Raw genomic sequence first — 25739 nt, 5'->3', positions numbered from 1 at the left:
AAAGAGATTGATAACGTTTCAATCTCTTTCAAAATTAATCCAATTCATGTAAGTGGTCTTGTATATACTTTCTTCTTTTATTTATATATTCATAAATCATATCAGCCTCTTGATCAAATGTTTCTAATTTTTCTTTCATGTATGGATCTTGTAGTAAATATGGGCGAATCAATGCACACAACCCTTCTACTTTCGGCCTCATAAACGAAACTGTAAATTGATTTTCTAATATTTCTTCCAAAATACTTCGATACTGCTTTCTAAATACAGGTATGTCTAGCAATCTTGCACTTAACGTATTATACCCTTGAATGCGAATATATTCATGATTAAGCGGTCTCCCTTGTACATCTCGCCCCCAAGTCGCATCATAATCCCACGGTATAACTTCAAATAAATTTGTTTCATCGTTATGATATAGTGCATAGTTATGAACAAAACCATCAAAGTTTTGCGTAAAAATAACTCCTGCTAACCATCGTAAATATTTATCTACATGTAGAAACTTCCCAATCTCTTTTTCATAGGCTTCCCTCGTCAAAGTATTCGCTTGAAATACAAATTCACTCAGTTGTTCTTCACTATTTTTATTCGAATATTTAAATTCATAACCCGCAAAGAGCTCTGTCTTAACATCTTTATCCCGTTCACTCATCAATGAAAAATTCGCATCATCATCTATCGCATAATAAATAGAACCACTCGGTAATCCTCTATTTTTCAAAAAATTTTCATCAACCGATTCTAACTGTAAATACACACCTTGAATTTGACCATTAATTTTTATAAATACATGTTGTGATTTTGGCGAAAGTACACCAATATCATGAAAAAAATCTAAAGATAATTTATTTCGTATGAGAGACGGATCCATAAACTCCGAATTCAAATGAAACTCTTTCGCACCTTGAAATTTTTTAGGCTTATAAAACATAACATGATAAGACTTTTTCTCAAATTCGCGAATATGAGCTCCTCGGTATACGATATCAATATCATACTTCTTTTTTCCATAAGTTAATTTTGCTGGCACTGGACTATCTGACCAAATGTCCTTTTTCAATTCCACTAAGTACATTGGATGAACAAAAAAATCATATGAAGGCAGCATGTTTTCTCATCCCTTCTCAGTTCTCTTCCTTCAATGTATGCGCCTTTTCTTGTCCATACATCCGCAATCATCTATTTATATAAAATTACACTCTTGTCCTGTTCAGAAAGATGCCTACATACATATCATGTTAAGGAAAAAGAATACCTTTTCACTTTAATACATGATAAGGAGGATTTCTATGAAACGTGATATTAGAAAAGCTGTCGAAGAAATCAAAAGTGCTGGGATGGAGGATTTCTTACACCAAGATCCAAGTACTTTTGAATGCGATGATGATAAATTCACTCATCATCATTGTACAACTGGATGTAAATGTACAACTGGGGGTAAATGTCCAAGAACAAGATGTACTCGCGTGAAACATTGTACGTTCGTTACAAAATGTACGCACGTAAAAAAATGGACATTTGTTACGAAATGTACACGTGTACGTGTTCAAAAATGGACGTTCGTTACGAAAGTAACGCGTAGAAAAGAATGCGTATTAGTTACAAAACGTACTCGCAGAAAACATTGTACATTCATTACAAAATGCATACGCTTTGAAAAGAAATTTTTCTGGACAAAACGAAGTTTCTGTAAAAAATGCGAATTCTTCCCTAACAGACACGGTCACTCTTGCGATGATTCATGTGATCATGGTAAAGACTGTCACGATAACGGACACAAATGGAATGATTGCAAAGGCGGACATAAATTCCCATCTTGCAAAAATAAGAAATTTGATCACTTCTGGTATAAAAAACGTAACTGCTAGTTTTTATACCACCAAAAAAAGGCCGTTTTGCGGCCTTTTTTATATTTATTGAAAGTGACTTATATCTGCAAATTGTTGCACTTTACCAATACCCTCTTCAAATTCTATTATGCTCAAACTGGCACTATGCATAAATGGATCATCCCACACATTTTCTATTTCAATTCCCGCGAAATGCCCTACAAGTAATTTTGCTGCTGCCGCATGAGAAACAATCAATATGTTTTGTCCTTTATGCTTCTCTAAAAGAAGCTGCATCCCTTCAATTACTCTTTCATAAACGGCCTCAAAATTTTCGCCTGATGTTGACTGAAAAAGATGTGGCTCATTCCAAAACAGATGTACTTCTTCTGGAAATTGCTTTTCTATATCCGCGATTGTTTGTCCTTCCCATATACCCATGTTGATTTCATAGAAATGCTCATCCGCTATAATGGGTATATCACGTTCCCCCTTTATTAACTCTGCCATATGAAGTGTTCTTTCGCTCGGACTACTATAGATCGCATGGATTGGTAAATCTTTCATTCGATTCCCTAATTGTTTAGCCTGAACTATACCATTTTCAGTTAAAGCAGAATTTTTCCGTCCCTGCATTCGCTTCGCTACATTCCACTCTGTTTCACCATGCCTTGTTACATATATAGTTGTTTTCATTTCTTACTCCCCCTCACCATGTTGGTCGTAATTCCCACGGTTCAACTCTCCCTACAATCCACTCCGCTCGTTTACTTTCAATCCCTTTTATAACTCCATCAGCTATCTCTTCATGAGTAAGCCATCTTCCATATGTATCTTCTAAAATAAAACCTAAAATAATTCTATGATAAATACATCGCGTACTCCCTATTTTTTGTGCAAGCATACGTGATGTTTTACTACCTAAAATATGAAATAAACTATATGTTTTAGACGACAAATCTAGTTCTTTACAAATATTTGATAGTGCATGCTTTGCACTTGTGTGTACCCATGCAACAACTAATGTGATTGGGCCATTTTTCTTAATTGTACTTTTAATAGCTAGCTTTACATCTTCATCATTATGATAATCTAACGAAAGGCATGTAATATTTTCTGGTGCAGAACTCATTCGCTTAACATTTTCTAATTTCACTTCATCTCGCCCGATAATAGAAACATAAAATCCTTTCTCACAAAGCCACAGAGAAACTTTCTTTAGCATTCCTGTTCCACCAATTACAAGTGCATGCAAATGCTATCCCTCCCTAATAAAATGTCATATGAGGTTTCTCATCTCTATAATAATTTAAACGGTCTTGCAGTGTCCCTGAGTGAAACTCAAATTTATGACCGTCAGGATCAACAAAGTATATAGATTCGCAATCTCTTACATCACGTTCTCTTCCTTGTAAAATATGAACATCATTTTCTTCTAATCGCTGTATTAGACATTTAAAGTCTTCTTGTTCAACAGAAAATGCAATGTGCGTATAAGATTGATGAATCTCATTTCTCGGAATATGCGTCTCTTCATTAAGCGCTATCCATACTCCACATATGTTAAAATAAGCCAATTTTCTTCCTTTAACTAATAATTCTCCTTCTAATACTTTTTCATAAAACATAATAGAGTTTTCTAAATTAGATACCGAAAAACAAATATGATTGATTCCCCTTAACAACTATAATTCCTCCTTATACAAATAAAAGATGAGCGAAAATTCACTCACCTTTTATTATACTATTTTTTTGTAATATATGCCCATTTATAACTGAAGTCCCCGCCAAACGTATGGTTAGCAATGCCTTTTACAAACGGCTTCTCTAAATAAGCTGTACTTTGTTGGTACGTAGGAGAAATTGCTGCGTCTTGACCAATTAAGATTTTTTCAGCTTCCGCAAGTGCATTCCAGCGTGCTTTATCATCTTTTAATAGCTCTCCTTTTGATTTCGCTACTAAATCATCATACTTCGGATTAGAATAATCCATTTCATTAAATGAGCTTCCAGTAACAAACATATCAATATAAGTCATTGGATCCGGATAATCAGGACTCCATGCAGATAATGAGAATTCATATTGGAATTTCTTTTCTAAATCTAGCTTCTGCTTGTATGGTTGCTGTTTCAAATTCACTTTAATACCAGGCAAGTTTTTCTCTAGTTCTTCCTTAATAAAGTCGCCCACTTTTTTACGGCTACCGTTATCATCGTTTAGTAATTCAACCGTAATTGTATCTTGACCAAGCTCTTTCTTCGCTTCTTCCCATAATTTTTTTGCTTTCTCTGCATTATCTTTACTATCACGGAAGTTTTTATTTACAGAGCGGAAATCTTTTCCATCCGGACCTGTCGTGAATTTTTCAGGTACTAAGAAATATGCTGGCAATGAACCGTCATTTAAAATGACATCAGCAATTCCTTTTTTATCGTATGCTAAATCAATCGCTTCACGTACTTTTTGGTTTTTAAATGTTGCATTTTTTTGGTTAAAACGTAAGAAATATATGCGTGGATCTAACTTCGTTTTAAATTCATCTGGCTTATTCTTTTTATATTTATCAACAAATTCAGAAGTTAAAATAACTCGATCTGCTTGATCACTATCATATAAATTTACTCCCGTGCTTGTTTCCTTCACAATACTTACATTAATTTCGTCTAATTTTACAGTATCTTTATCCCAATAATTAGGATTTTTCTTCAACTGATAATTTTGTTCATGTTTCCATTGACTCATTGTAAATGGTCCATTATATACTAATTTATCTGCTTCTAATCCGTATTTATCTCCTTGCTCTTTCACATATTTTTCATTTAATGGGAAAAATGTAGGGAACGACGTAAGCTCAAGAAAATAAGGTGCTGGTTGCTCTAATTCTACTACCAACGTTTTATCATCCTTCGCTTTAACACCCAATTGATCTGCTGGTAATTCACCTTTATTTACTTTCTGTGCATTTTTCACATCAAATAAAATGAATGCATATTCTGCCGCTAATGCTTTATCTAATGTACGTTGCCATGCATATACAAAATCTTGTGCTCGAACTGGATCACCATTTGACCATTTCGCATCACGTAATTCAAATGTATATGTCTTTTTATCTTCACTAATCTTCACATCTTTTGCCATACCTGGTGTTGGTTTATTATCTTTATCTAGACGATATAAACCTTCCATTGCATTTACAAATACACGGAAAGATACAGAATCTGTTGATTTAGATGTATCCATTGAAGGAATTTCAGCTGTTTCTAGCAAATTTAAAACTTGTTTATCGGCCATTCCCTTATTTGATTCTTTCTTCGTTGTCGAAGCCTTCTCACCATTCCCACATCCTGCAACCAATACACTCGTCGTTAACGCAAGTGCAGCAATTGTTGTTGTCTTTCTCTTCATTCTTCCTTCCCCCAATCTATATGTATAAGTTAAATCCTATATAATATATTTCATTATACAAAAGATTCTGATTATTTTAAATATTTATTTTAACAAACATAGAAAAAAGCGATCGGAAATTTCTTTCCAGCCGCTTTCTTGAATAGCATTTACTTGTAATCCATCCTCTATATCAAATGGATTTTGAACTTTAAATATTTCTTCCATCAGCTTCAAAAACTCTTCTTCAGTTTTAGATTCACCATTAACCATAAGTGAGTATGGTTCCACTTCACCTAATTTATAATCGACAACAAATTGAATCTTCACCTTTTGTCTTGGCGTTCCGGTGTTATATCCTTGGAATTCTACTAATTCTAACCCTTCCGTTCCACGATAATATATCCAACCTGAATTTTGAAAATAATTTTCGAAAGATTCACCTATTGAAAAGAAAGGATATTCATAAAGCGAGCTTGTACGAACCTTTTGAATAACGTCTCGATCAGTCGGAAAAAAGAAATGGCTAAAAAATATGCTAGCAACTGCTAAAATAGTAACAATTGTCGCTCCCATTTTGCTCGTTCCGCCGCTATCATTGATTAGATAGTTTTCAACTGATTTATCTTTTATTTCTCTTGCTTTTATTCGGTATATACGTCTTTCCGCAAATTGATAGTATAATCCATTTGCAAAAATCCCCATTCCAAACAGAATAAAAATGAGTAATAAAAACGTAAGAGGCACCATATTAATGATTGGCAACGCTACATTAAATCCCATATAATACGAAAATGCATCACACGCTACTAATAACAACATAAATAAAGCAGCTGGTACATAATACTTACGATATCCTAGCCAGCCTATATTGAAAATAGCAGCCCAACCATTCCAGCTCCACCTAGCAATCCGCTTATTCTCAAGATCCCATTTCCTTTTGTAATACGGATATTGTCTCCCTACATATACTTCCAGTTCTTTATCTATTAACGAGCTACCTTCCTCTTGTTCATTATCCAAGTTTCGCTGACAACTTGCACAATTTAACTGTTCCTCCTCGCAAGGTTGCCCACAATTTATACATTTCAAAACAATCCCTCTTCCCATCCATACGTCATTTCAAAATACCTTCGTGTTTTAATAACCACTCTTTCCTCCATAAACCACCAGCATATCCAACAAGCTTTCCACTCTTTCCTATTACACGGTGACATGGAACAATTATTGAAATTGGATTCCGACTATTTGCCCCTCCTATTGCCCGTACAGCTTTTGTATTTCCAACTTTCTCTGCAATATCTAAATATGAAGCACTTACGCCGTACGGAATAGTATAAAGTGCATCCCATACATTTTTTTGAAATGCTGTTCCCTCGGCAGACAGCGGGACTGTGAACTCTTTTCTATTCCCCTTAAAATATTCATCGAGCTCATTTATACATTGATCTATCATTTCATTTGTATGTTCTCCTTGTCTCTCATCAACAAATATAACAGACATAATTCCTTTATCGTTCGCTGTAATTTCTAGCAAGCCTAATTCACTTTCATAATAAGCCCGGTACATAAGTCACCCTCCAATTCAATTCATATTAATTATTGTAACACGAATAGACAAAATTTTTCGTATAAGCATTTTATTAGAGAACCAAAAAAGAGAATGATACAATGTAAGAAAATTCAATCTAGGAGGCTATTGGATGAATTCCGAACTTTTTTCACCTTATACAATTAAGGACGTTACATTAAAAAACCGGATTGTTATGTCACCTATGTGCATGTATTCGTCGGAAAACGAGGATGGCCAAGTAACGAATTTCCATCTCATTCATTATGGAACAAGAGCTGCCGGTCAAGTTGGTTTAGTTATGATTGAAGCAACAGCAGTGTTACCTGAAGGTCGAATTTCAAATAAAGACTTAGGCATTTGGGATAACAATTTAATTGAAGGCTTACAAAAAACGACAACTTTTATACACGATAATGGTGCAAAAGCTGCCATTCAACTCGCTCACGCTGGAAGAAAAGCAGAATTAGAAACTGATGCGTTAGCTCCTTCAGCCATTCCATTTAATGAAACAATGAAAATTCCAATAGAAATGAGCAAACACCAAATTAAAGATACTGTATTAGCTTTTCAGCAAGCCGCATTACGATCAAAACAAGCTGGATTTGATGTTATTGAAATACACGGTGCTCACGGTTATCTTATTAATGAATTTCTTTCTCCGCTTTCCAATAAGCGGACTGATGAATATGGTGGTTCACCTGAAAACCGCTATCGTTTCTTACGCGAAATCATTGACTCGATAAATGAAGTTTGGAACGGACCGTTATTTGTCCGTATTTCAGCAAATGATTATCATCCTGACGGGTTAACAGTTCAAGATTATGTTGAGTATACAAAATGGATGAAAGAACAAGGAGTAGATTTAATCGATTGTAGCTCTGGGGCTGTTGTCCCTGCGCGCATCGATGTTTATCCTGGGTATCAAGTACAATATGCTAAACATATTAAAGAGCATGCTAACATTGCAACTGGTACAGTTGGATTAATTACGACTGGAGTACAAGCAGAGCAAATTTTAAACAATAACGAAGCAGATTTAATTTTTATCGGACGTGAGTTACTTCGCAATCCGTACTTCCCGAGAATAGCGGCAAATGAACTTGGCTTTGAATTGCAAGAACCTCACCAATATAAGCGAGCACCAGGAAAAATTCATACGAATAAATAAAACCGAGAAGTCATTCTTCTCGGTTTTATTTATTCTATCGTTGTAATTTCATTTGAATTATAAGTATGGATACCCGATTCTTCTCGCAGCGCGGTTATATACATCCCTTTCGCCACATCTTTAGCTGAAATTGGTTTATATTTTTTGAAAGCCCCTTTAAAGATAAACGGAATAATACGAGATAATTTTTCAGCCATTCGTTCGCCGAAACGAAATTCTTGTCGATTTCCTACTAATAATGATGGTCTAAAAATGTGAATACCACCGATCACTAACTTTTGCAATTCTTCTTCCATTTTTCCTTTCACTTGTGAATAAAAGAAAAATGATTTAGGATTCGCTCCCATTGAGGACACGACAAGGAAATTTTGTACCCCTTGTTTTTCAGCTAAACACGCAGCTCGTAACGTATATTCATAATCTACTTTTTTAAAATTTGCTTTTGTTTTTGCTTTTTTTATTGTTGTTCCTAAGCAACTAAAAACATCATCCACAGCAAAGAACTCTTTATATTCCTCTAATACCGAAAAATCAACTTGTTTCTGCTGTAACTTCTCATGTTGCAATTGCATTGGCTCTCTTACAAAAATAGTAACCGAATCGTAGTAATCTGATTCAAGTAATAGACGCGTTATCTCTTGTCCAACTAAACCACTTGCACCAAGTATTAACGCTGTTCGCTTATTCATATATGCATATACCTCTTATTTTACTTTTCTCTCCTTCAGTAAAATACAACCTTTAGGAGTTTCCTGCTCTTATTTTACCACAAGTAAAACACTATGCGTACGCATAGTGCTTTACTCACTCTTTTTTCTCATCTCTCTCTTGTAATTTCGTTATTGTTGTAGCGTCCCCTAAATTACTTATTAATCTTCTTAAAAAAATTAATACGAAAGATAATGGCAATACTACCGCTAATATTAATAAAATAGCTTCCATTAAGTAACCCAAGCGCTCATCCCCCTCTTTACCTCCTTTTCAATATATGAAAACAACGTTGTCACATATGCATGCATTTGCAAAAATAATACACCTATATTTGACAACTTTATAACAAAAACAAATCGGAATGATTATTATTTATTGCAACTTTATTAAAGATGTATTATACTAAGTTCGCAAACTAAAACGTAATTATTCCGTTTTGTATTAAAATGATATTTTTCTTCTATAATTGGGGAAAATATATCCGTAAAAAAGAAAAGAGGAGAACTTCATGCCTAAAAGATTGACTATATTTTCATTCTTACTTATTTTTACCTTAATTTTCGCTGGCTGCTCAAATAAAAAAGAAAGTAATGCCAAGAAAGATGGAAAGCTAACAGTTTATACAACGATTTTCCCACTTGCTGATTTCGCAAAGAAAATTGGTGGCGACTATGTAAATGTTGAAGCAATTTACCCACCTGGTGCAGATTCACATACATTTGAACCAAGTCAAAAACAAACAGTACAAGTTGCAAAAGCCGATTTATTTGTTTATAACGGCGCTGAATTAGAACCATTTGCTGAAAAAATGGAAAAAACATTACAAAAAGAAAATGTTAAAATTGTAAATGCATCTAAAGGTATTGAGCTTCGTGCTTCTACTGAAGAAGAGCATCATGATCATGGAGATGGCCATAAAGAAGATGAACATCATCACGATAAAGACCCACATGTTTGGTTAGATCCTACTCTAGCAATGAAACAAGCAGAAAAAATTAAAAATGCACTTGTAGAATTACAACCTGAACATAAAAAAGAATTCGAAAAAAACTTTGCAGCACTTCAAACTAAATTTACTGATTTAGACGATGGATTTAAGGCAGCTGTAGCGAACGCAAAAACGAAAGAAATTTTAGTTTCTCATGCTGCCTATGGTTACTGGGAACAACGATACGGCCTAAAACAAATTCCTATCGCTGGAATTTCAGCTTCTGATGAACCATCTCAAAAGCAGCTTGCTGACATTACAAAAACAGTAAAAGAACATAATCTAAAATATATTTTATTCGAAACGTTCTCTACTCCAAAAGTAGCATCCGTAATTCAAAAAGAAACTGGTACAAAAGTTTTACGCTTAAATCACTTAGCTACTATTTCTGAAGATGATGCAAAAAATAATAAAGATTACTTCACTTTAATGGAAGAAAACGTAAATACATTGAAAGAAGCAACAAACTAATCCATTATATTTTCTAGGCAGCTGAATCTGTTATTCAGCTGCCTTTTTATGTATTTATCCTTGACTTGACCAAAATAACAAGTAAAATTATCCATATTAGCTTGAAAGCTATATTAATTTAGAAGGTGAGTTGGAATTATGAATCTTCACATTTGTGAAGTAACAGCAAAAAATTGGCGTTCAGTAGTTGCTTTAGACGTCGCAAAAGATCAGCAACAATTTATTGAAAGTAACGCGTTTTCTTTAGCAGAATCATTATATGAAGGAAACGGAACGTCAGTAGGTTTATATGATGGCGAAACACTTGTAGGATACGCAATGTATGGATGGTATTCAGTAAAACATAAAAGTGTATGGCTCGATCGCTTTATGATTGACCAACAATATCAAGGAAAAGGATACGCAAAACGTTTCCTTCGCTTACTCATTCAATTCTTACAAGAAAAATTTGAATGTAAAATAATTTACTTAAGTTTACATCCAGACAACAAACTTGCAATGGGACTGTATGAATCATTTGGTTTCCGCTTAAATGGGGATATTGATGATGAAGGTCCAGTTGTAGGTGTTGTAATGGAGTTACTAATAGACGAAAATACAAGCCTGTGAAAACAGGCTTTTTATTATACAGTTATCAATTTTTAGTTTCTTTCCCTTTTTTAATTCTGTTTTACAATCTAATAGAGTGCTCATAAAAAATAAGCCTGCAATTTACGCAGACTTATTTCACACACTCCTCGAAATGTTCTTGGAACCACTCTTTATTAATATCTCTTCCGATAAAAACTACTTCACTTACTCGCTCTTCTCCCTCTTGCCACTCTCTATCGTACGAAGCAGCAAATAACGTATGTACACCTTGGAAAACGATACGTTTATCTACTCCATCTATCGATAAAATTCCTTTGTAACGATATAAATATTCCCCTAGCTCTTGAACGACAGCTGACATCCACTCATTAAGCTTTTGTAAATCCAGCGGACGTTCTTCACGTAATACAAATGATTTCACACCTTCTAAGTGGTTATGTTCTTTATGAGGGTAAATTTGCAACTTATCTTTCGTTTTAAACGTTTGGATTTGTAATAAAGATGGTATATCTACCTCACAGTTAGTCGCCTCAATTAACTTTGCAGTCGGGTTAATTCCTTGAATTTCATGCAAGAGATTTTCTTTCTCATTCTCTTCAATTAAATCTAATTTATTTACTAAAACGACATCAGCAAACGCAATTTGCTCTTTTGCTTCTAATCCTTTTTCAAAATGTTTATGTATATGATAACTATCTACTACCGTTACAACACCGTTAATTTGGTAAGCAGATTGAATGACTGGATCTAAAAAGAATGTTTGAATAATCGGGCCTGGATTTGCAAGGCCAGTCGTTTCAATTACTAAACCATCAAAATCCATTTTCCCTTCCGCTTTTACGTCCAGTAACTGTTTTAAAGCAACGAGTAAATCTTCACGTACAGTACAGCATAAACAGCCATTTGTCATTTCCATAATTTCTTCTTCCACATTCATAATCAACTGATTATCAATGCCAATTTGCCCTATTTCATTTACAATCACCGCTAATTTCTTACCGTGATTTTCTGATAAAATACGATTTAATAATGTCGTTTTCCCAGATCCAAGAAAACCAGTTAATATTGTTACTGGAATCATTTCGTACATCTCCTTATAGCTATATGTTTCTACATTATAACATATAGAGAAAATCGTTTTTGTAGCAAAACATATTTATTGTCTGTACACCTAATTAACTATATAATAATATGTAGTAAGAAAGCCTTTTCAAAATAATAATCATTCATCAAGGGGGTACTTATAATGGAGCGAGTTCAAATGGCTGAAACGCTAGAATTTTCTCGTATTATTCAAGGATTTTGGCGTTTAGCAGAATGGAATATGACAAAACAAGAATTACTTTCTTTCATTGAAGATTGTATGGATATGGGAATTACTACTTTTGATCACGCTGATATTTACGGCGGATATACGTGTGAAGGGTTATTTGGCGAAGCTTTACAATTAAAGCCTTCCTTACGAGAAAACATGCAAATTATTACAAAGTGTGGAATCGCTCCCCCATCACCGAAATTTCCAGAACGATATGTTGCTCACTACAATACTAGTACAGAGCATATTATGCAAAGTGTAGAAGCATCACTTAACAATTTACATACAGATTATATTGACGTATTACTTATTCATCGTCCCGATCCTTTTATGGATCCAAATGAAGTGGCAAAAGCCTTTTCACAATTAAAACAAGAAGGAAAAGTTCGTCACTTCGGTGTATCTAACTTCTTACCTTCACAATTTAATATGTTAAGTTCGTACTTAGATTTTCCACTTATTACGAACCAAATTGAAGTTTCTGCATTGCAGCTTGAGCATTTTGAAAAAGGAACAATTGACTTATGCCAAGAAAAACGAATCAATCCAATGATTTGGTCACCTCTTGCTGGTGGTGAGATCTTTACTGGTCAATCAGAACGTGCTGTACGTGTACGCGAAACTGTGCAAAAAGTTGCTACTGAGCTAGGTGTTTCTAATATCGATACGGTTATGTATGCTTGGTTACTTGCTCATCCAGCTAATATGATGCCAATCGTTGGCTCAGGTAAATTAGATCGCGTAAAAACGGCTGCTCTTGCTACAAACGTTAACTTAGACCGTCAACAATGGTTTACAATTTTCGAAAGCTCTAATGGACATCCTGTACCATAATGCATAAAAAGAAGAGCTGTTTTCTTACAGCTCTTCTTTTTCATATGTATTTCTAGTCATGGCAAATACACACATATCCCTTAATCCGTTTCCATCTACCGCAACACTCGCACTTTCTAACGTACCTTCTAACTTAAAGCCTAATTTCTCAGGTATCGCTCTACTCTTCTTATTTAAAGAATCACAACGAATTTCTACACGGTTTGCTTTCAATTCAGAAAAAGCGTAATCCGTTATACCTTTCGCAGCCTCTACCATATAGCCTTTTCCGCTAAACCTTGTATCAATCCAATATCCGATTTCAAATTGAGGTATATCCCAATTAATACGATGTAATCCGGCTGAAGCAATAAATTCACCTGTTTCTTTCGAAAATACTAGTAATCTTAAATCCTCACGTTGCAAAAATTGAATATGTGATTTTCTAATACTTTCTTCTATTTCTTGCTCTGTTTGCTCTTTTTGTGCAAACACCATCCAAGGTTTCAGTTCTTGTATTGAAGCCTGAATTGCATCATATACAACTTTACCATCTCCTGGTTTCGGCATTCGAATAAAAAGCCTGTCAGTATAAAATTCAGAAGGAAAATCGAATAATAACGGATTCACTGTAAACACTCCCCATAATTCTTTTATATATAATAATATCCATCTCAAGTTATATAGTAAAGAATTTTCTGAATTAAAAACCTTTTACTCATTCACTTCCGCCGCTACACGAATTCCAGATTCAATCGCACCTTGAATCCATCCGTGATATAGCGTTGTATGATCTCCAGCGAAGAATATTCTCCACTCTGGTTTGACAATCGCTGGTTGCAGCTCAGATTCTTGACCTGCTTGAAAAAGTGCAAATCCTCCAAGCGCATACGGATCCAATGTCCAGCTTTTTGATATTCCAGATATAAACTCATCATACACTTGACCACCTAATATTGTTGCTAAGTTGTGTAATGCGTAATAAATACGATCACCTTTCGATAAACCATCCCATAACAATGCGTCATAAGACCATGTATAGCTACCTAACATCATAGCCGGTCCTTTCTCACCAATTCCATAACTTGGATAATAGGCATAACGAATTGGCAAATCTGTTATAATTCTGCCACCTAATTGTCCTTGTTCTTCCCAAAATCGGCTTTTAAATTGAATTCCTATTTTCGTCGCAGGCATATAATGTAATTCACGAATTGCTTTCCATTTTTCATGAGATATAGAATCAAACGGATCTACTTCTACAAAACGCATTGTCGAAAACGGAATGGTAACAATAACTAAATCTCCTGTAATACTGCTATATTCAAAAGTTTCCTCGTTCCGATAGAAAGCTGTCACACCATTATCGTGTTGATGTAACTTCATTAATTTTTGATTATATATAATATTTTCTTCTAATTGCGGTAAAAATGACTTTGGTAATCTATCATTCCCGCCCACAATTTCACAAAATCCGCTCTCCTCTTGCATAATGTATAGAAAGCGTAAAGTCTCTACAAACGACCGTTCTAAAAAACCTTCTAGATCTAATAGAACACCGATCATCTCAATTGTTACTGGCGAAAAGTAAGTATTATACTGATAAGGATGATACTTCAAAAATTGTCCTGTGGAATATCTCCCAAAATCCTTTACTACAACGTCCCAATTTTTTTCTGGGTTCTTTTTTATAAAATTTATAATGGGCTGTACCGCTAACAATAATAATTCCTCTGACGTTTTTCCAACTTCATTCATTTCCACAGGATATCTTAGAATACTTGGATCTTTTTCATATTGTTTTAACGTCGTTTTCCGTCCATTTACGTATATAATATCCGTCTCATTCCTATTAATAAAAGGTCTCACCTGTAGCCCAAATTTTCTTATATATGTCATCGTTAATGTATGCGAATATGGAATCCTCATTGCTCCAACATCTAAATATAATCCGGTATCTTCCATTCTAACCGTTTCTATACGGCCACCTACCCGGTTATTTGCTTCAAAAATTTTCACATCATGTCCTGCAGCCTTTAATAAAGAAGCTGAAACTAACCCAGCCATACCAGCTCCCACTACAATAATTTGTTTTGGGCTTATCGTCTTCTTCAATCCTTTATCTATAACTTTTAACGCTTCATCCATTTCAGTGTTATACATTATATCTTTCTGCACAATTCCACCCCTTACTTCATCAAATGGACGTTAGTGGTTTAATGCATTTTATTCATACATCCCCATAAACATAACACCATTGCAATTTGAATATTTACTAAAAGTACATAAGAGACAGATCTCACATTTCTTTATACTTCGTATAATATAGCAACTGCAAAGAAGGAGTGGTTAAAAATGAAACATACTTATGACTACCATGCTACAAAAAAACATTTAGAATTAAAGAAACAAAACTTATGTAAAAAACTTAACAATATGACACTATCTGAAAAAGAACGTGAACAACTAAAACGTGAAATTGACAACTATGAATATATTTTAAATCTAGTCGAAATGAATCATTATGAACGCGGATTTTCTCGTTAAAAGCGGAAATAAGATTATCCGCTTTTCATTTTGAGCATTTCACTACGCATTTTTCATAAGTAAATATATAATAGGATGTACATTAAGATTGAGAGGTATATTCTATGATCAAGTTAAGTGTATTAGACCAATCACCTATTTCAGATGGTAGCACAGCAGCCCAAGCTTTTTCACATACAGTTACGCTTGCACAAGAAGTTGAAAAACTCGGATTCACACGTTTTTGGGTATCCGAACATCATAATTCCGTAAGCTTAGCTGGTTCAAGTCCAGAAATACTTATTTCTCATATTGCAGCAAAAACGGACCGTATTAGAGTCGGTTCAGGTGGTGTTATGTTACCGCATTATAGCCCATATAAAGTTGCTGAGAATTTCCGTGTTCTAGAAGCACTGTATCCGAACCGCATCGATCTCGGTGTTGGTAGAGCTCCTGGTGGTATGCCAATAGCAACTCGCGCACTTCAAGAAGGGAAAATGGTCTCACTTGATCAATATCCAGAACAAATTGCAGACGTTGCAATGTACTTACATGATCAAGTACCAGAAAACCATCACTATGCAAACTTAAAAGCCACTCCAGTTATCCCAACATCTCCTGAAATGTGGATGCTCGGTTCTAGCGGAGAGAGCGCTAAAATTGCTGCAAACAACGGAGCTTCTTTCGCATTTGCGCAATTTATTAATGGCTTTGGAGGCCCTGAAGTTATGAGGGCTTACCAAGAACAATATCAGCCTTCATTTTTAGGAGATAAGCCTAATTCAATCGTTGCCATTTTTGTTATATGCGGAGAAACAAATGAAGAAGCGGAAAAAATTGCTTCTAGTTTAGATTTATCAATCTTATTATTAGAGCAAGGAAAACGAACTACTGGTACACCTTCTATTGAAACTGCTCAAAATTATTCATACAGCGCTTATGATTTATTCCGTATAAAAGAAAATCGTCAACGTATGATTGTTGGTGATCCGTCTTCTGTAAAAGAAAAAATAATAAACTTAAGCAAAGCATACAATACTGACGAATTTATGATTGTCACGATTACTCATCAATTTGAACATAAATTAAAGTCTTATCGCTTATTAGCAAATGCTTTTAATTTATAATTCTAAAAAGAGATGCATCACATATGATGCATCTCTTTTTCTTACTACTTATTGTTTTTATTTCCTATATATTCAATAGCTTCTTTTAATAGCTCTTCAAAGTTAATAGGATAATCATGATCTAAGTCAGGCACAACTTTATACTTATGTTCTATATTCTTCTCTCTTAATAGTTGTACAAATTGCTGCGTGGATTCGAAACAATCTTCATCTTGATCCCCGCATACTATATATCCTTTTATATGTTTATCCTGCAGCACTCTTAGCAACTCATCCCATTCTTCAATCTCGGGAAGCCATGGTGCCATAAAAACAAAACCATCAACCTCTATATCTTTTTGCAAAATCGTATATAAAGCTACTCTTGCCCCTGCAGAAAAACCACCAATGATTACATTTTCTACTGTATGGTTTTCTATAAACTTATTGTAATGCCCTTTTAATTCTTCTTTCCCTCTCTCTATATCATCCCAAACAAATCCATCTGAAAACTGAATTTGTGAAGACTGTGGTAAAGCTAACGTGTAATCTTGTGTCAAAACTGATTTCCAATATGGCTCTACTATTTGAATATTTTCTTGGTCACCGTGTAATGTAAGTAGTAGATTTCCTTCTTTCTTGCTGTATATATATTTCACATCTGGTCTTTCCTTTTTATGTACTAATTCTTCTCTTTCTTTACATAATTGCACCATTGTATGAAATTCTTCAAATTTATGTAGTGATTTTAAATCTTCGTCGGAAATTAAATACTCATTTCCATACCAGAATCCCTTTTCTATAATGGCCTCTCTCATTAAATGTAATGCTTCTTTTTCAAGTCCCGATGCACTTGCGAGTGCATACTTAAAATTATATATTTGCGCCTCATTCCCTATTACACCTGTAGCGTTTTCCATTATATAATTGTACGCTTCAAAACTTCCTTTATTTGCATAACAACGTAACGTTTCATTTAATAATTGAATGTAGGTCATGCTATTTTTCATGTACCAATTCCCCCGAAACCTTTTATAATATTTTTTGCGAATCTTTATACCACTTTGTATAACCCACGCTAACAATACCTTATTCTCAAAATGATGCTTAATAGTTACTCTTCCCTGTCCAATACATTTAGTATAAATAATAATAGACTGAAAAATCAATATTTTAACAAACAAAAAAAGACAACAATATATGTATTGTTGTTTTCATTACATCTACCCGCTCTTTTGTTTTTTTCTATCTGGTTTACTTGAAACTAAATAATGTTTTTCTGAAATATATAAGTCTCTTTTTAAGCTACGATTTAAGTAAGGTCCTAGCTTCATTCCGCATATGAGGCGATCTTCGCTACCTTCAACAATTGGGAACATTTCTTTTTCTGTTACGTATTGGTCTACTGCTTTTTGTACGACATCAATTTCTTTCACTAGGCTTAAATTTTCTGCTGTATGTTCAAATACCTCAAGCGTTTCCTTCGTTATGAGAAAATCATTTGTTGGAAATGCAGGTAAATACGGTTTTAACAAATCATAATTTACTGTATAATCTTCATTTACTAATACTGTATAAACGATATTGGCATTCGTTTCTAAAAACTGAGCCATCGCTTGTTCTAATTCATCTTTCGTAATTTCCCGCTCTTCTTTTCCAGTTCTGAAAAAGCGAAACATCGCATCGCCTCCTTTTTACTATATTATAGCATAAAAGAAAACTGAAAAATCATAAAAAAACCCATTGAAATAATTTTTCAATGGGTTTCTATTATATTTATCGTTATTTTAAGAATGCACTTAGCATCCATACATGCTGTTCTAATGTTGTATGAATTGCTAACAGCATGTCAGCTGATGTTTCATCGCCAGCTTCACCCGCAACTTCCATACCTTCTTTTAATTCTTGAATAAGTGCAGAATAATCATTCACTAATGTTTGCACCATTTCTTCTGCAGATTCTTTGCTTGTCCCTTCGCTGACACTAGATGTTGCGAGATATTCTTTCATTGTCGCTAATGGCTTACCTTCTAAAGCTAAAATACGTTCTGCTAACTCATCAATATACGTTCCAGCCTCATTATAAAACTCTTCAAATTTCTCATGTAACGTAAAGAAGTGTGGCCCTGTCACATACCAGTGATAATTATGTAGTTTAACATATAACACATTCCAGTTTGCTACCTGCTTGTTTAATACTTCAACAACATTTGTTTTCGTACTCATACAATCACTCCTCTTATCATTTTGTAATCTTTATCTTTTAATAACCTAATTACATTTTACCATACATTCCCTTTCCTTTCGAACAATTGGCTTATATGTAACAAAGTTTTAACACCTTTAATGCTTCCCTAATATCATTAAATTCATGTATTTTTTCAAACACTTCATACGTCTAATTGTCCAAGCTCATACATATGCATAATAGTACATCAAGCTCATCATAATAGAAAGAGGGATAACATGGACAATCAACAATGGCAAGTAGCAAAGAAAGTAGCCGCTACTTATATCGGAACTGTCGTTGGAGCTGGATTTGCTACTGGACGAGAAATTGTTGAATTTTTCACAGTGAATGGATTATACGGGACAATTGGCATATGTGTAAGTGGATTTTTTTTTATTTGGCTTGGCACAAAGATGATGTTACTTTCATCACAAATCGGGGCATTTTCAGCGCAAGAATTTAACAAATATTTATTTGGGGATGTATTTGGGAATGTTGTAAACACATTATTATTACTCGTTTTATTCGGCGTAACGAGCGTTATGTTATCAGGGGCTGGTGCAGTATTTGAAGAGCAACTTCGCTTACCAAGACAACTCGGTATTCTTATTACAGTTATCGCTTGTCTCATTATAAGTAGCCGCGGATTACAAGGTGTTTTTGAAGTAAATACACTTGTCGTACCTATTATGATGATTTTTATTATCGGACTTGCTATTACAACCTTTTTTCACGGTACACCTTCCATTAATAACACTATTCCTGCAGAGAGCTGGAATATGAAATGGATTACTAGCCCTATTACATATGTCGCCTTAAATCTTTCTCTCGCCCAAAGTGTTCTCGTCCCATTAGCCAGTGAAGTAAAGGATCGAAAAGCCATTTTTTGGGGTGGGATTTTAGGTGGTGCTGGACTTTCTTTAATTTTATTATGCAGCCATTTAGCAATCTTATCAGTCGATCAATTTTATCAATATAACATCCCAATGGCTGAAGTCATAAGAAGATTTAATGCAACTTTTCACTTCTTCTTTGTTCTCATTATTTTCGGTGAAGTTTTCACAACTTTAGTTGGTAATGTGTTCGGTATGACAAAACAGATGCAATCTATTACTGGGTGGAAAAATCACAATATTATTTTCTTCATTTTACTAATTAGTTATTGCTTTAGTTACATCGGTTACAGTGACTTACTTCACATTCTATATCCTATCATCGGATGGGTAAGTATTGTTATACTTCCAATCATTGCGTTTAAACAACTTCAAAAAACATAAAAAAGCATCCATGTTATTGGATGCTTTTTTATGCTCATTCACAATCATCACATACTTCCCAGTACGGTCCCATTTCTAATGCTAAATATGGCTTTAACTGCAACCGAATCATTCGACTAGGCATGCGCTCTAAAACAAACTGAATACCTTCTTCATCTTCGTCTAATTCAACTTTTGAAATCGCAATTCTTTGCATAGTCGTAATGGGAATTCCATCTTTATATAAAGTGATTTTCACCTCATCATATTCATTAAAATATAATTCGACACTCATTTGATTTTTCAGTATTTCATCAACAATTTTAAATGTATTATTTTGTTCTTGGATTATATATTTCCATCCGCCTCTATCTTCTTTCGGAGCTGTTTGAAATAATGTCTCCAAATCCTCGTATAGCATAAGATAACCCCTCTCTTACTAAAAAACGATGAGTATTTTATATACCCTTTATCTCTATCACTATCCATAGCTATTGTACCATATATCAACGTTCTTACCGTATTCATTTGCTTCATACATACTTATAAAATAACTAATTCTATCTCCATTATTATGTATATTCCCTCATTACTCCATACACTCTTACAAGTTTAAATAACGACAGACTTTAATCCATGCAAATATTGTCTACTCTCTGCTTTTATTAGCTCACAGCATTCACACTTTTACATATAGTAAGACTACCACAAATAAAAAAGGAGAGTGACTTATACCACTCCCCTCAAAAGACCTTCCCTATAGCTGCTAAAACTAATACAATTATTAAAATTGCAAATAATAATGAGACAATGAAACTAAAAATAGGTAACGCTTTCTTTTCATTCTTCTTAAATAGTAACTTTAAACTAAGAAAAATATTTACTGGTACAAATATAAAATAAAAATATTTAACAATTTGCACCGAGCTATTCGAAAGTGTTTTTAATATAAACACTTCAATTAGAAAAACAATAAAAAATGAAATACTTAGCCAAAATGAGACGTAACTAAGCCAAGAATGTCTTTTTGTCCCCCAATACACTCCCATAATACTCTCCTTTTATTTGTATTCTATACGTTAATAATTATACACAAAGCTAACAAATACCTCTATTTTTCGACAAACATTATGCAAAATACCATTTTAAACGTCATAAAGGAAGTTTACATCTCCATTTGATTTTACACAATAAAACAGACTACCCTCTATTGGCATAATGCTACTAGAGGTAGTCTGTTCTCTATTAGACTTTAAATCTGTCAATTAGTCCTTGCAACTCTTCAGCCATTTGAGATAACGTGCCTGCTGCAGATCCAATTTCCTCCATCGAAGCTAGCTGTTCTTCAGCTGAAGCCGCAACATTTTGTGTGCTTGTCGCATTATTTTGTGCTGTCATTGCAATTTGTCCTACCGAAATAGATACTTCATTTGCCCCTTTTGACATTCCATTAGCCGTTTCAACCATCGTCTTAATTTGATTAGCTATTTCATTTGTAGATTGTAAGATTTCAGCAAAGTTTTGCTTCGTTTCATTTGCGATAACAAGTCCAGATTGAACTTCCTCATTTACATGATTCATAGATTTGACTGTCTTACCCATATCATCTTGTATTTCACATATTAATTTACTAATTTCACTAGAAGATACGCTAGACTGCTCTGCCAATTTACGCACTTCATCTGCAACAATTGCGAAACCTCTTCCATGCTCACCGGCTCTTGCGGCTTCAATCGCCGCATTTAGAGCTAGAAGGTTTGTTTGATCTGCAATATTTTGAATTACTTCTAAAATATCACCAATTTGTTTTGATTTATTATTTAGTAATTGTATAACTGCATCTGATTGTGAAACCGATTCTGCAATAGACTGCATCTGGTTTACTGTTCTTCCTACTAGTTTCCCACCATCTTCTGCTTTTTCACGAGTATGTGCAGAAGCCGTATTAATAGATGATGAACTATTTGCTACATGTTGAATTCCTTCCGTTACATCAAACAGTAACATAGCGCCATTTTCTACGCTTGTTGTTTGCGTCGTTGCCCCACTTGATATTTCATCCATTGCGATTGTGATTTGCTCAGTCGCTTCACTTGCTTGCCTTACACTTGCAGTTAGCTCTTCTGATGCCGCTGCAACATGCCCAGCTGAATCGTTAATTCTTCCAATTAACGTCCGTAACGAATTCGTCATCTCATTAAAGCCTTTAGCAAGTTGGCCGATTTCATCATTAGAATGAATTTCAATTGTTTGCGTTAAATCCCCTTCGCTTATTTCTTTAGAGGTAACAACTAATCTCTTTAAAGGCTTCGTAATTGAAAGTGTCACAAAATAAATAAGTGCCCCGCCTACTACTAATGAGATAAGCATAACAATTAACATATTATAAAATACAGGTTGAGCAGCTTCAATTACTTCAGTTGCGTACATCGTCCCACCAATTTTCCAACCTGTTTTTACGTTTGTAGCAAATACCATATTCTTTTCACTACCACCATAAGAATATGTAAAAGCACCATGATTATCTTCATAAATTTTTTTTGCCCAAGAATCAGCTGCTTTATCCCCTGATTTTTCTTGTGGATGAGCAATGATTTTTTGCTTTCCATCTAAAATGAAGGCATATCCTTTTTTACCAATATTGATTAACTTTGTTGTTTTTAATAAATTGTCTAAACTTAAATCTAGCGCAACAACCCCATTTTTATCTTCTGTTTGTTTTGCAATCGTTACGACAATATGTCCATTTCCTTTTGCCTTATATGGCTCGCTAACAACAATACCACCTTGTTTTGCCACTGCATCTTTATACCAAGGTCGTGTTGTTGGATCATAATCTGCTGCCATTTGTATATTTGGTTCCTGTACAAATTTCTTATCATTACCGGCAACATACACTTGTTCAACATCTATATTCAAATTGATATACTGAGATAATGTCTTTCTTAGCTCATCCTGATTATCCCCTTGATACATATTCCCTTGAATTACTCGTGCAAAGTTATTCACATCGTTAAATTTTGCTTCAATCATTTGATTGATTAAATTATCTAATATTTTTATATTATCGTTAGCACTACTCGTAATTTGTGATTCAAAATTCTTTTTAGCAGTTTGATAAGACATGCCCCCGATTATAGAAACGGCTGCAATTAAAATTACAAAGAATGAAATTAATAGCTTTTTTGCTACTTTCATATCACGAAACAAATTTAATAGTTTACCCATTATGAACCTCCTAATTTTAAAATTTAAAAGTTAAATTGAGTTAATTATGAATATTTCCCATTCCTTAATTATTATTTTCATAACCTATTATGGTGAATACTTTGTAAAGTTTAAACAATTAATTTCTCTTTGTCTATATATACGAATAATATTATTATAAAATTTACAAATAGAAAAAACCAAAGGGGCCCCTTTGGTTTTTACATTTTTTTATGTTGTTTAGAAATTTTCTTCCATTTATCACGCTCTGCTCTGGCAAGGATTGCATCTTGTTTCCTCATAAAATACGCCAGTTCTCTTTGTAATTTTTTATAGCTTTTCAAACGATCTATCGTAATAAGTCCTTTTTCAATTGCACTATACACCGCGCATCCTGGTTCATTCTCATGCTTACAATCACGGAAACGACATGTTGTCGTAAGTTCTTCAATATCAGAGAATGCTGTTTGAATCGCTTCGCTTCCTTCCCAAAGTTGCAATTCCCTCATGCCAGGCGTATCAATCACGAGAGCGCCACTAGGCAATTGGAATAATTCTCGATGCGTTGTCGTATGCCTCCCCCTACTATCCTCTTCACGTATATCTCCCGTTTTTGCTACATCAATTCCTATTAGAGCATTTAACAAAGTTGACTTTCCTACCCCTGATGATCCAACTAAAGCAATTGTTTTCCCTGAAGAAACGAATTGTTTCAACGAATCTATACCTGTATGCTCTAAACTATCAACAACGAAAATAGGAACACCAATTGCTATAGCTTCCGTTTCTACAATTTTCTCTTCCACATCATTACATATACTACTCTTTGTTAAAACAATAACTGGCATAGCGCCACTTTCATACGCTAATAATAAATAACGTTCCATCCTTCTAACATTAAAATCATGATTAAGTGCATTCACTAAAAATAAATAATCTACATTTGCTGCTATAATCTGTTCTTCTGTTCTTGTTCCAGCCTCTTGTCTTGAGAAAGAGCTTCTTCGCTGGAAAATACGATGAATAATCGCTTTCTTTTCATCTTCTATTTTCTTTATATACACCCAATCACCAACTGCTGGATAATCGCCTTTCGTAACTGCTTCATGCCGAAACTTCCCAGACAGTTCTGCCATATACTCACCATCATTACAAATAATTCGATATATATGCTTATGCTCGAGTAAAATTCGTCCTACTTCAAAGTTCTCAACAGCTTGTTCCTCAAAAAAAGAATCCCAGCCGAACGATTCTAAAATATTTTGATTCAAATTGATATCCTCCCTAGTGTAAGCTAAGCGGAAGGATCGTGCGCTCACTTATATAGTCTCGCCCTTTCCATCCACCTTTGTATTTGGTTTATTATTCATATAAGTTATTTTCGCCATAATACATCACCCCGTTCTTCTTTTAATTACTCTCATTATATGGAATTCTCCTATAAAAAGCTACATTATTTAACATAATTTTCAAACAACTTTCTTTTGAGCATTCTAATTTGTCCTCGGTGACTAATTTCATCTTCTAGCACATGATACCAAAGATAGTGCTGGTTATATATTACACCGTTAGGCCACTTTCTTTCTGACACGAGCCACTCATCACTTTGTTCACTTAAATACTTCAGAGATTCTTCTCGAACACTTTGTAGAAGTTGTACATAATACTGTATTTCATGACCACGGATCGCTCTACCTGCTTCCCCTAAATACAGTGCATCTTCCCAGATTTCTAATTCTTCTTTTGTAAAGTCACGATCTTGAAATGAAATAAGCTGATGAACTTTTTCAATAGCTGCTATATGCTTTAATAAGGCGCCAATTGAATTTCCGCTGCTTTGCATAATTAAATCTAATTGCTCAACTGATAAATTTTTTACTTCGCTTAATGTTACAGCTCTCGTATGCTCAAGCAGGCTTACTAATTCCCCTATTTTTTTGTATAACCAACTACACTTCTTATTCGATAATCTATATTCATATCACGCACCCCTTTCTGCATTCATATTATTGTAAAAATGATTCATATAATAGACTGAAACCTTTCGAAATTTTCTGTTATAATTAAATTGAATACAAAATATACCCAAACAAACTTTCTCAATATGCTTATATGAAATATTAAAAGGAATCAATATAAAATAATCGAATCTTATTCACTAAAAGGAGTGGATTCGATGGAAATGTATCAATGGCTAACCGCTGTTCTCGTTGGTGGCATTACCGGCTTCGTTTCCCATCTAATCAATAACCAAGGTAAGTTATTGCTTCCACGCCGTTTGAAAACATTTTTTCATTTTGGATTTTTAACTGACATTTTTACTGGTAGCCTAGCCGCACTTCTTGGGCTCGTTTTATTCGATGTCACCGCAATAAAAGAAATTATAAAAGTATCCATTGTAACTGCTATTTCTGGCCAAACTTTCTTACTACATCAAGCTCTTGGTGGCGAACAGGCTAAAAATACGCAAATTGGGAAAGCTGATGAGAAGATTCAAGAAATTGACAAATTATTGCGACGTTAGTGTATACTTTCTTTTAAAATTATTGTTATAATGAGAAATAAAT

The 25739-nt window shown here is 34.2% G+C and carries 28 protein-coding genes and 2 pseudogenes; 9 read left to right on the top strand and 21 right to left on the bottom strand.

Annotated features, from left to right (window positions below; all coding sequences use genetic code 11):
• Nucleotides 1-34: 34 nt before the first annotated feature.
• The gene (gene cotH, locus MR136_RS13400) at nt 35-1111 is read right to left on the bottom strand and encodes a spore coat protein CotH (protein WP_242259460.1); all 1077 of its coding nucleotides are present in this window, start codon (nt 1109-1111) and stop codon (nt 35-37) included.
• A gap of 181 nt (nt 1112-1292) precedes the next feature.
• Between cotH and exsB the strand changes: the two genes are divergently transcribed.
• Complete coding sequence (exsB, locus tag MR136_RS13395) at nt 1293-1871, top strand: exosporium protein ExsB (RefSeq protein ID WP_025687476.1); 579 nt, start codon at nt 1293-1295, stop codon at nt 1869-1871.
• A 45-nt stretch (nt 1872-1916) separates the two neighbouring features.
• Here exsB and MR136_RS13390 read toward each other — a convergent pair whose 3' ends face one another.
• The 6 genes from MR136_RS13390 to MR136_RS13365 form a co-directional block, all read right to left on the bottom strand.
• Nucleotides 1917-2528, bottom strand: a complete 612-nt coding sequence (locus MR136_RS13390; protein WP_242259459.1) for a phosphoserine phosphatase 1 — start codon at nt 2526-2528, stop codon at nt 1917-1919.
• Nucleotides 2529-2541: 13 nt separating this feature from the next.
• The gene (locus MR136_RS13385; RefSeq protein ID WP_242259458.1) at nt 2542-3087 is read right to left on the bottom strand and encodes a short-chain dehydrogenase; all 546 of its coding nucleotides are present in this window, start codon (nt 3085-3087) and stop codon (nt 2542-2544) included.
• A 13-nt stretch (nt 3088-3100) separates the two neighbouring features.
• Nucleotides 3101-3517: a FosBx1 family fosfomycin resistance bacillithiol transferase gene (fosB, locus tag MR136_RS13380; RefSeq protein WP_000943769.1), complete on the bottom strand. Its 417-nt coding sequence runs from the start codon at nt 3515-3517 to the stop codon at nt 3101-3103.
• Between the two features lie 59 nt (nt 3518-3576).
• A complete protein-coding gene (locus MR136_RS13375) occupies nt 3577-5238 on the bottom strand; it encodes a peptide ABC transporter substrate-binding protein (RefSeq protein WP_000824278.1) in 1662 nt (553 codons plus the stop codon).
• A gap of 84 nt (nt 5239-5322) precedes the next feature.
• On the bottom strand, nt 5323-6327 hold the full coding sequence (locus MR136_RS13370) for a DUF2628 domain-containing protein (protein ID WP_002023926.1): 1005 nt from the start codon (nt 6325-6327) through the stop codon (nt 5323-5325).
• Nucleotides 6328-6334: 7 nt separating this feature from the next.
• Nucleotides 6335-6787 (bottom strand): methylated-DNA--[protein]-cysteine S-methyltransferase, encoded by a 453-nt coding sequence (locus tag MR136_RS13365; RefSeq protein WP_063536147.1) that lies wholly within the window; start codon nt 6785-6787, stop codon nt 6335-6337.
• Between the two features lie 133 nt (nt 6788-6920).
• Here MR136_RS13365 and namA point away from each other — a divergent pair, with 133 nt between their 5' ends.
• Nucleotides 6921-7958, top strand: a complete 1038-nt coding sequence (namA, locus tag MR136_RS13360; RefSeq protein WP_242259457.1) for an NADPH dehydrogenase NamA — start codon at nt 6921-6923, stop codon at nt 7956-7958.
• 29 nt (nt 7959-7987) lie between these two features.
• On the opposite strand, the gene MR136_RS13355 is transcribed toward namA, so the two are convergent.
• Both MR136_RS13355 and MR136_RS13350 read right to left on the bottom strand, forming a co-directional pair.
• The gene (locus MR136_RS13355; protein ID WP_001042736.1) at nt 7988-8647 is read right to left on the bottom strand and encodes an oxidoreductase; all 660 of its coding nucleotides are present in this window, start codon (nt 8645-8647) and stop codon (nt 7988-7990) included.
• Nucleotides 8648-8762: 115 nt separating this feature from the next.
• On the bottom strand, nt 8763-8912 hold the full coding sequence (locus MR136_RS13350; RefSeq protein WP_000540932.1) for a hypothetical protein: 150 nt from the start codon (nt 8910-8912) through the stop codon (nt 8763-8765).
• 265 nt (nt 8913-9177) lie between these two features.
• Between MR136_RS13350 and MR136_RS13345 the strand changes: the two genes are divergently transcribed.
• Complete coding sequence (locus tag MR136_RS13345; RefSeq protein WP_001126148.1) at nt 9178-10128, top strand: metal ABC transporter substrate-binding protein; 951 nt, start codon at nt 9178-9180, stop codon at nt 10126-10128.
• A 138-nt stretch (nt 10129-10266) separates the two neighbouring features.
• Entirely contained in the window at nt 10267-10737 is a 471-nt protein-coding gene (locus tag MR136_RS13340) for a GNAT family N-acetyltransferase (protein WP_001048677.1), read from the top strand.
• A 112-nt stretch (nt 10738-10849) separates the two neighbouring features.
• Here MR136_RS13340 and MR136_RS13335 read toward each other — a convergent pair whose 3' ends face one another.
• Complete coding sequence (locus tag MR136_RS13335; protein WP_000613421.1) at nt 10850-11800, bottom strand: CobW family GTP-binding protein; 951 nt, start codon at nt 11798-11800, stop codon at nt 10850-10852.
• A 165-nt stretch (nt 11801-11965) separates the two neighbouring features.
• Here MR136_RS13335 and MR136_RS13330 point away from each other — a divergent pair, with 165 nt between their 5' ends.
• The gene (locus MR136_RS13330; RefSeq protein WP_000442799.1) at nt 11966-12868 is read left to right on the top strand and encodes an aldo/keto reductase; all 903 of its coding nucleotides are present in this window, start codon (nt 11966-11968) and stop codon (nt 12866-12868) included.
• Between the two features lie 24 nt (nt 12869-12892).
• Here MR136_RS13330 and MR136_RS13325 read toward each other — a convergent pair whose 3' ends face one another.
• Both MR136_RS13325 and MR136_RS13320 read right to left on the bottom strand, forming a co-directional pair.
• Nucleotides 12893-13477 carry a GNAT family N-acetyltransferase gene (locus MR136_RS13325; protein ID WP_016124471.1) on the bottom strand — a complete coding sequence of 195 codons (585 nt, stop codon included), beginning with the start codon at nt 13475-13477 and terminating at the stop codon, nt 12893-12895.
• 84 nt (nt 13478-13561) lie between these two features.
• Nucleotides 13562-15025 (bottom strand): flavin monoamine oxidase family protein, encoded by a 1464-nt coding sequence (locus tag MR136_RS13320; protein ID WP_242259456.1) that lies wholly within the window; start codon nt 15023-15025, stop codon nt 13562-13564.
• Nucleotides 15026-15202: 177 nt separating this feature from the next.
• On the opposite strand from MR136_RS13320, the gene MR136_RS13315 reads away from it, so the two are divergent.
• Complete coding sequence (locus MR136_RS13315; protein ID WP_000683361.1) at nt 15203-15394, top strand: DUF3896 family protein; 192 nt, start codon at nt 15203-15205, stop codon at nt 15392-15394.
• Between the two features lie 104 nt (nt 15395-15498).
• Nucleotides 15499-16500 carry an LLM class flavin-dependent oxidoreductase gene (locus MR136_RS13310; protein ID WP_000594045.1) on the top strand — a complete coding sequence of 334 codons (1002 nt, stop codon included), beginning with the start codon at nt 15499-15501 and terminating at the stop codon, nt 16498-16500.
• Between the two features lie 44 nt (nt 16501-16544).
• Here the strand turns inward: MR136_RS13310 and MR136_RS13305 are convergent, their stop codons facing one another.
• From MR136_RS13305 to MR136_RS13295, 3 genes are all read right to left on the bottom strand, one after another.
• Nucleotides 16545-17489 (bottom strand): alpha/beta hydrolase, encoded by a 945-nt coding sequence (locus MR136_RS13305; RefSeq protein WP_063536143.1) that lies wholly within the window; start codon nt 17487-17489, stop codon nt 16545-16547.
• A gap of 213 nt (nt 17490-17702) precedes the next feature.
• The gene (locus tag MR136_RS13300) at nt 17703-18158 is read right to left on the bottom strand and encodes a DUF3939 domain-containing protein (protein ID WP_000488210.1); all 456 of its coding nucleotides are present in this window, start codon (nt 18156-18158) and stop codon (nt 17703-17705) included.
• 103 nt (nt 18159-18261) lie between these two features.
• Nucleotides 18262-18705, bottom strand: coding sequence for a Dps family protein (locus tag MR136_RS13295; protein WP_000105199.1), 444 nt, complete (start codon nt 18703-18705; stop codon nt 18262-18264).
• 240 nt (nt 18706-18945) lie between these two features.
• Between MR136_RS13295 and MR136_RS13290 the strand changes: the two genes are divergently transcribed.
• Nucleotides 18946-19986 (top strand): YkvI family membrane protein, encoded by a 1041-nt coding sequence (locus MR136_RS13290; RefSeq protein ID WP_000370207.1) that lies wholly within the window; start codon nt 18946-18948, stop codon nt 19984-19986.
• A gap of 34 nt (nt 19987-20020) precedes the next feature.
• Here MR136_RS13290 and MR136_RS13285 read toward each other — a convergent pair whose 3' ends face one another.
• The 6 genes and pseudogenes from MR136_RS13285 to MR136_RS13265 form a co-directional block, all read right to left on the bottom strand.
• A complete protein-coding gene (locus MR136_RS13285) occupies nt 20021-20386 on the bottom strand; it encodes a DUF3979 family protein (protein ID WP_000965068.1) in 366 nt (121 codons plus the stop codon).
• 322 nt (nt 20387-20708) lie between these two features.
• Complete coding sequence (locus tag MR136_RS13280; RefSeq protein ID WP_000539569.1) at nt 20709-21014, bottom strand: hypothetical protein; 306 nt, start codon at nt 21012-21014, stop codon at nt 20709-20711.
• 196 nt (nt 21015-21210) lie between these two features.
• A complete protein-coding gene (locus MR136_RS28765; RefSeq protein WP_406741423.1) occupies nt 21211-22029 on the bottom strand; it encodes a methyl-accepting chemotaxis protein in 819 nt (272 codons plus the stop codon).
• A 123-nt stretch (nt 22030-22152) separates the two neighbouring features.
• Nucleotides 22153-23091 (bottom strand): annotated as a pseudogene (locus MR136_RS28760) (HAMP domain-containing protein); the annotation flags it as partial.
• Between the two features lie 302 nt (nt 23092-23393).
• A complete protein-coding gene (gene rsgA / locus MR136_RS13270; protein WP_242259455.1) occupies nt 23394-24443 on the bottom strand; it encodes a ribosome small subunit-dependent GTPase A in 1050 nt (349 codons plus the stop codon).
• A 182-nt stretch (nt 24444-24625) separates the two neighbouring features.
• Nucleotides 24626-25152 (bottom strand): annotated as a pseudogene (locus MR136_RS13265) (DinB family protein).
• Nucleotides 25153-25348: 196 nt separating this feature from the next.
• Here MR136_RS13265 and MR136_RS13260 point away from each other — a divergent pair.
• A complete protein-coding gene (locus tag MR136_RS13260; protein ID WP_000426317.1) occupies nt 25349-25696 on the top strand; it encodes a DUF4257 domain-containing protein in 348 nt (115 codons plus the stop codon).
• The last annotated feature ends 43 nt before the right edge of the window (nt 25697-25739 follow it).

It is taken from the genome of Bacillus cereus group sp. BfR-BA-01311 (assembly GCF_022664295.1).
In the GTDB taxonomy this organism is placed as follows: Bacteria; Bacillota; Bacilli; order Bacillales; family Bacillaceae_G; genus Bacillus_A; species Bacillus_A cereus.
The sequence above is the reverse complement of the archived record's forward strand: the minus strand, read 5'-3'. Positions and strand labels throughout refer to the sequence as shown.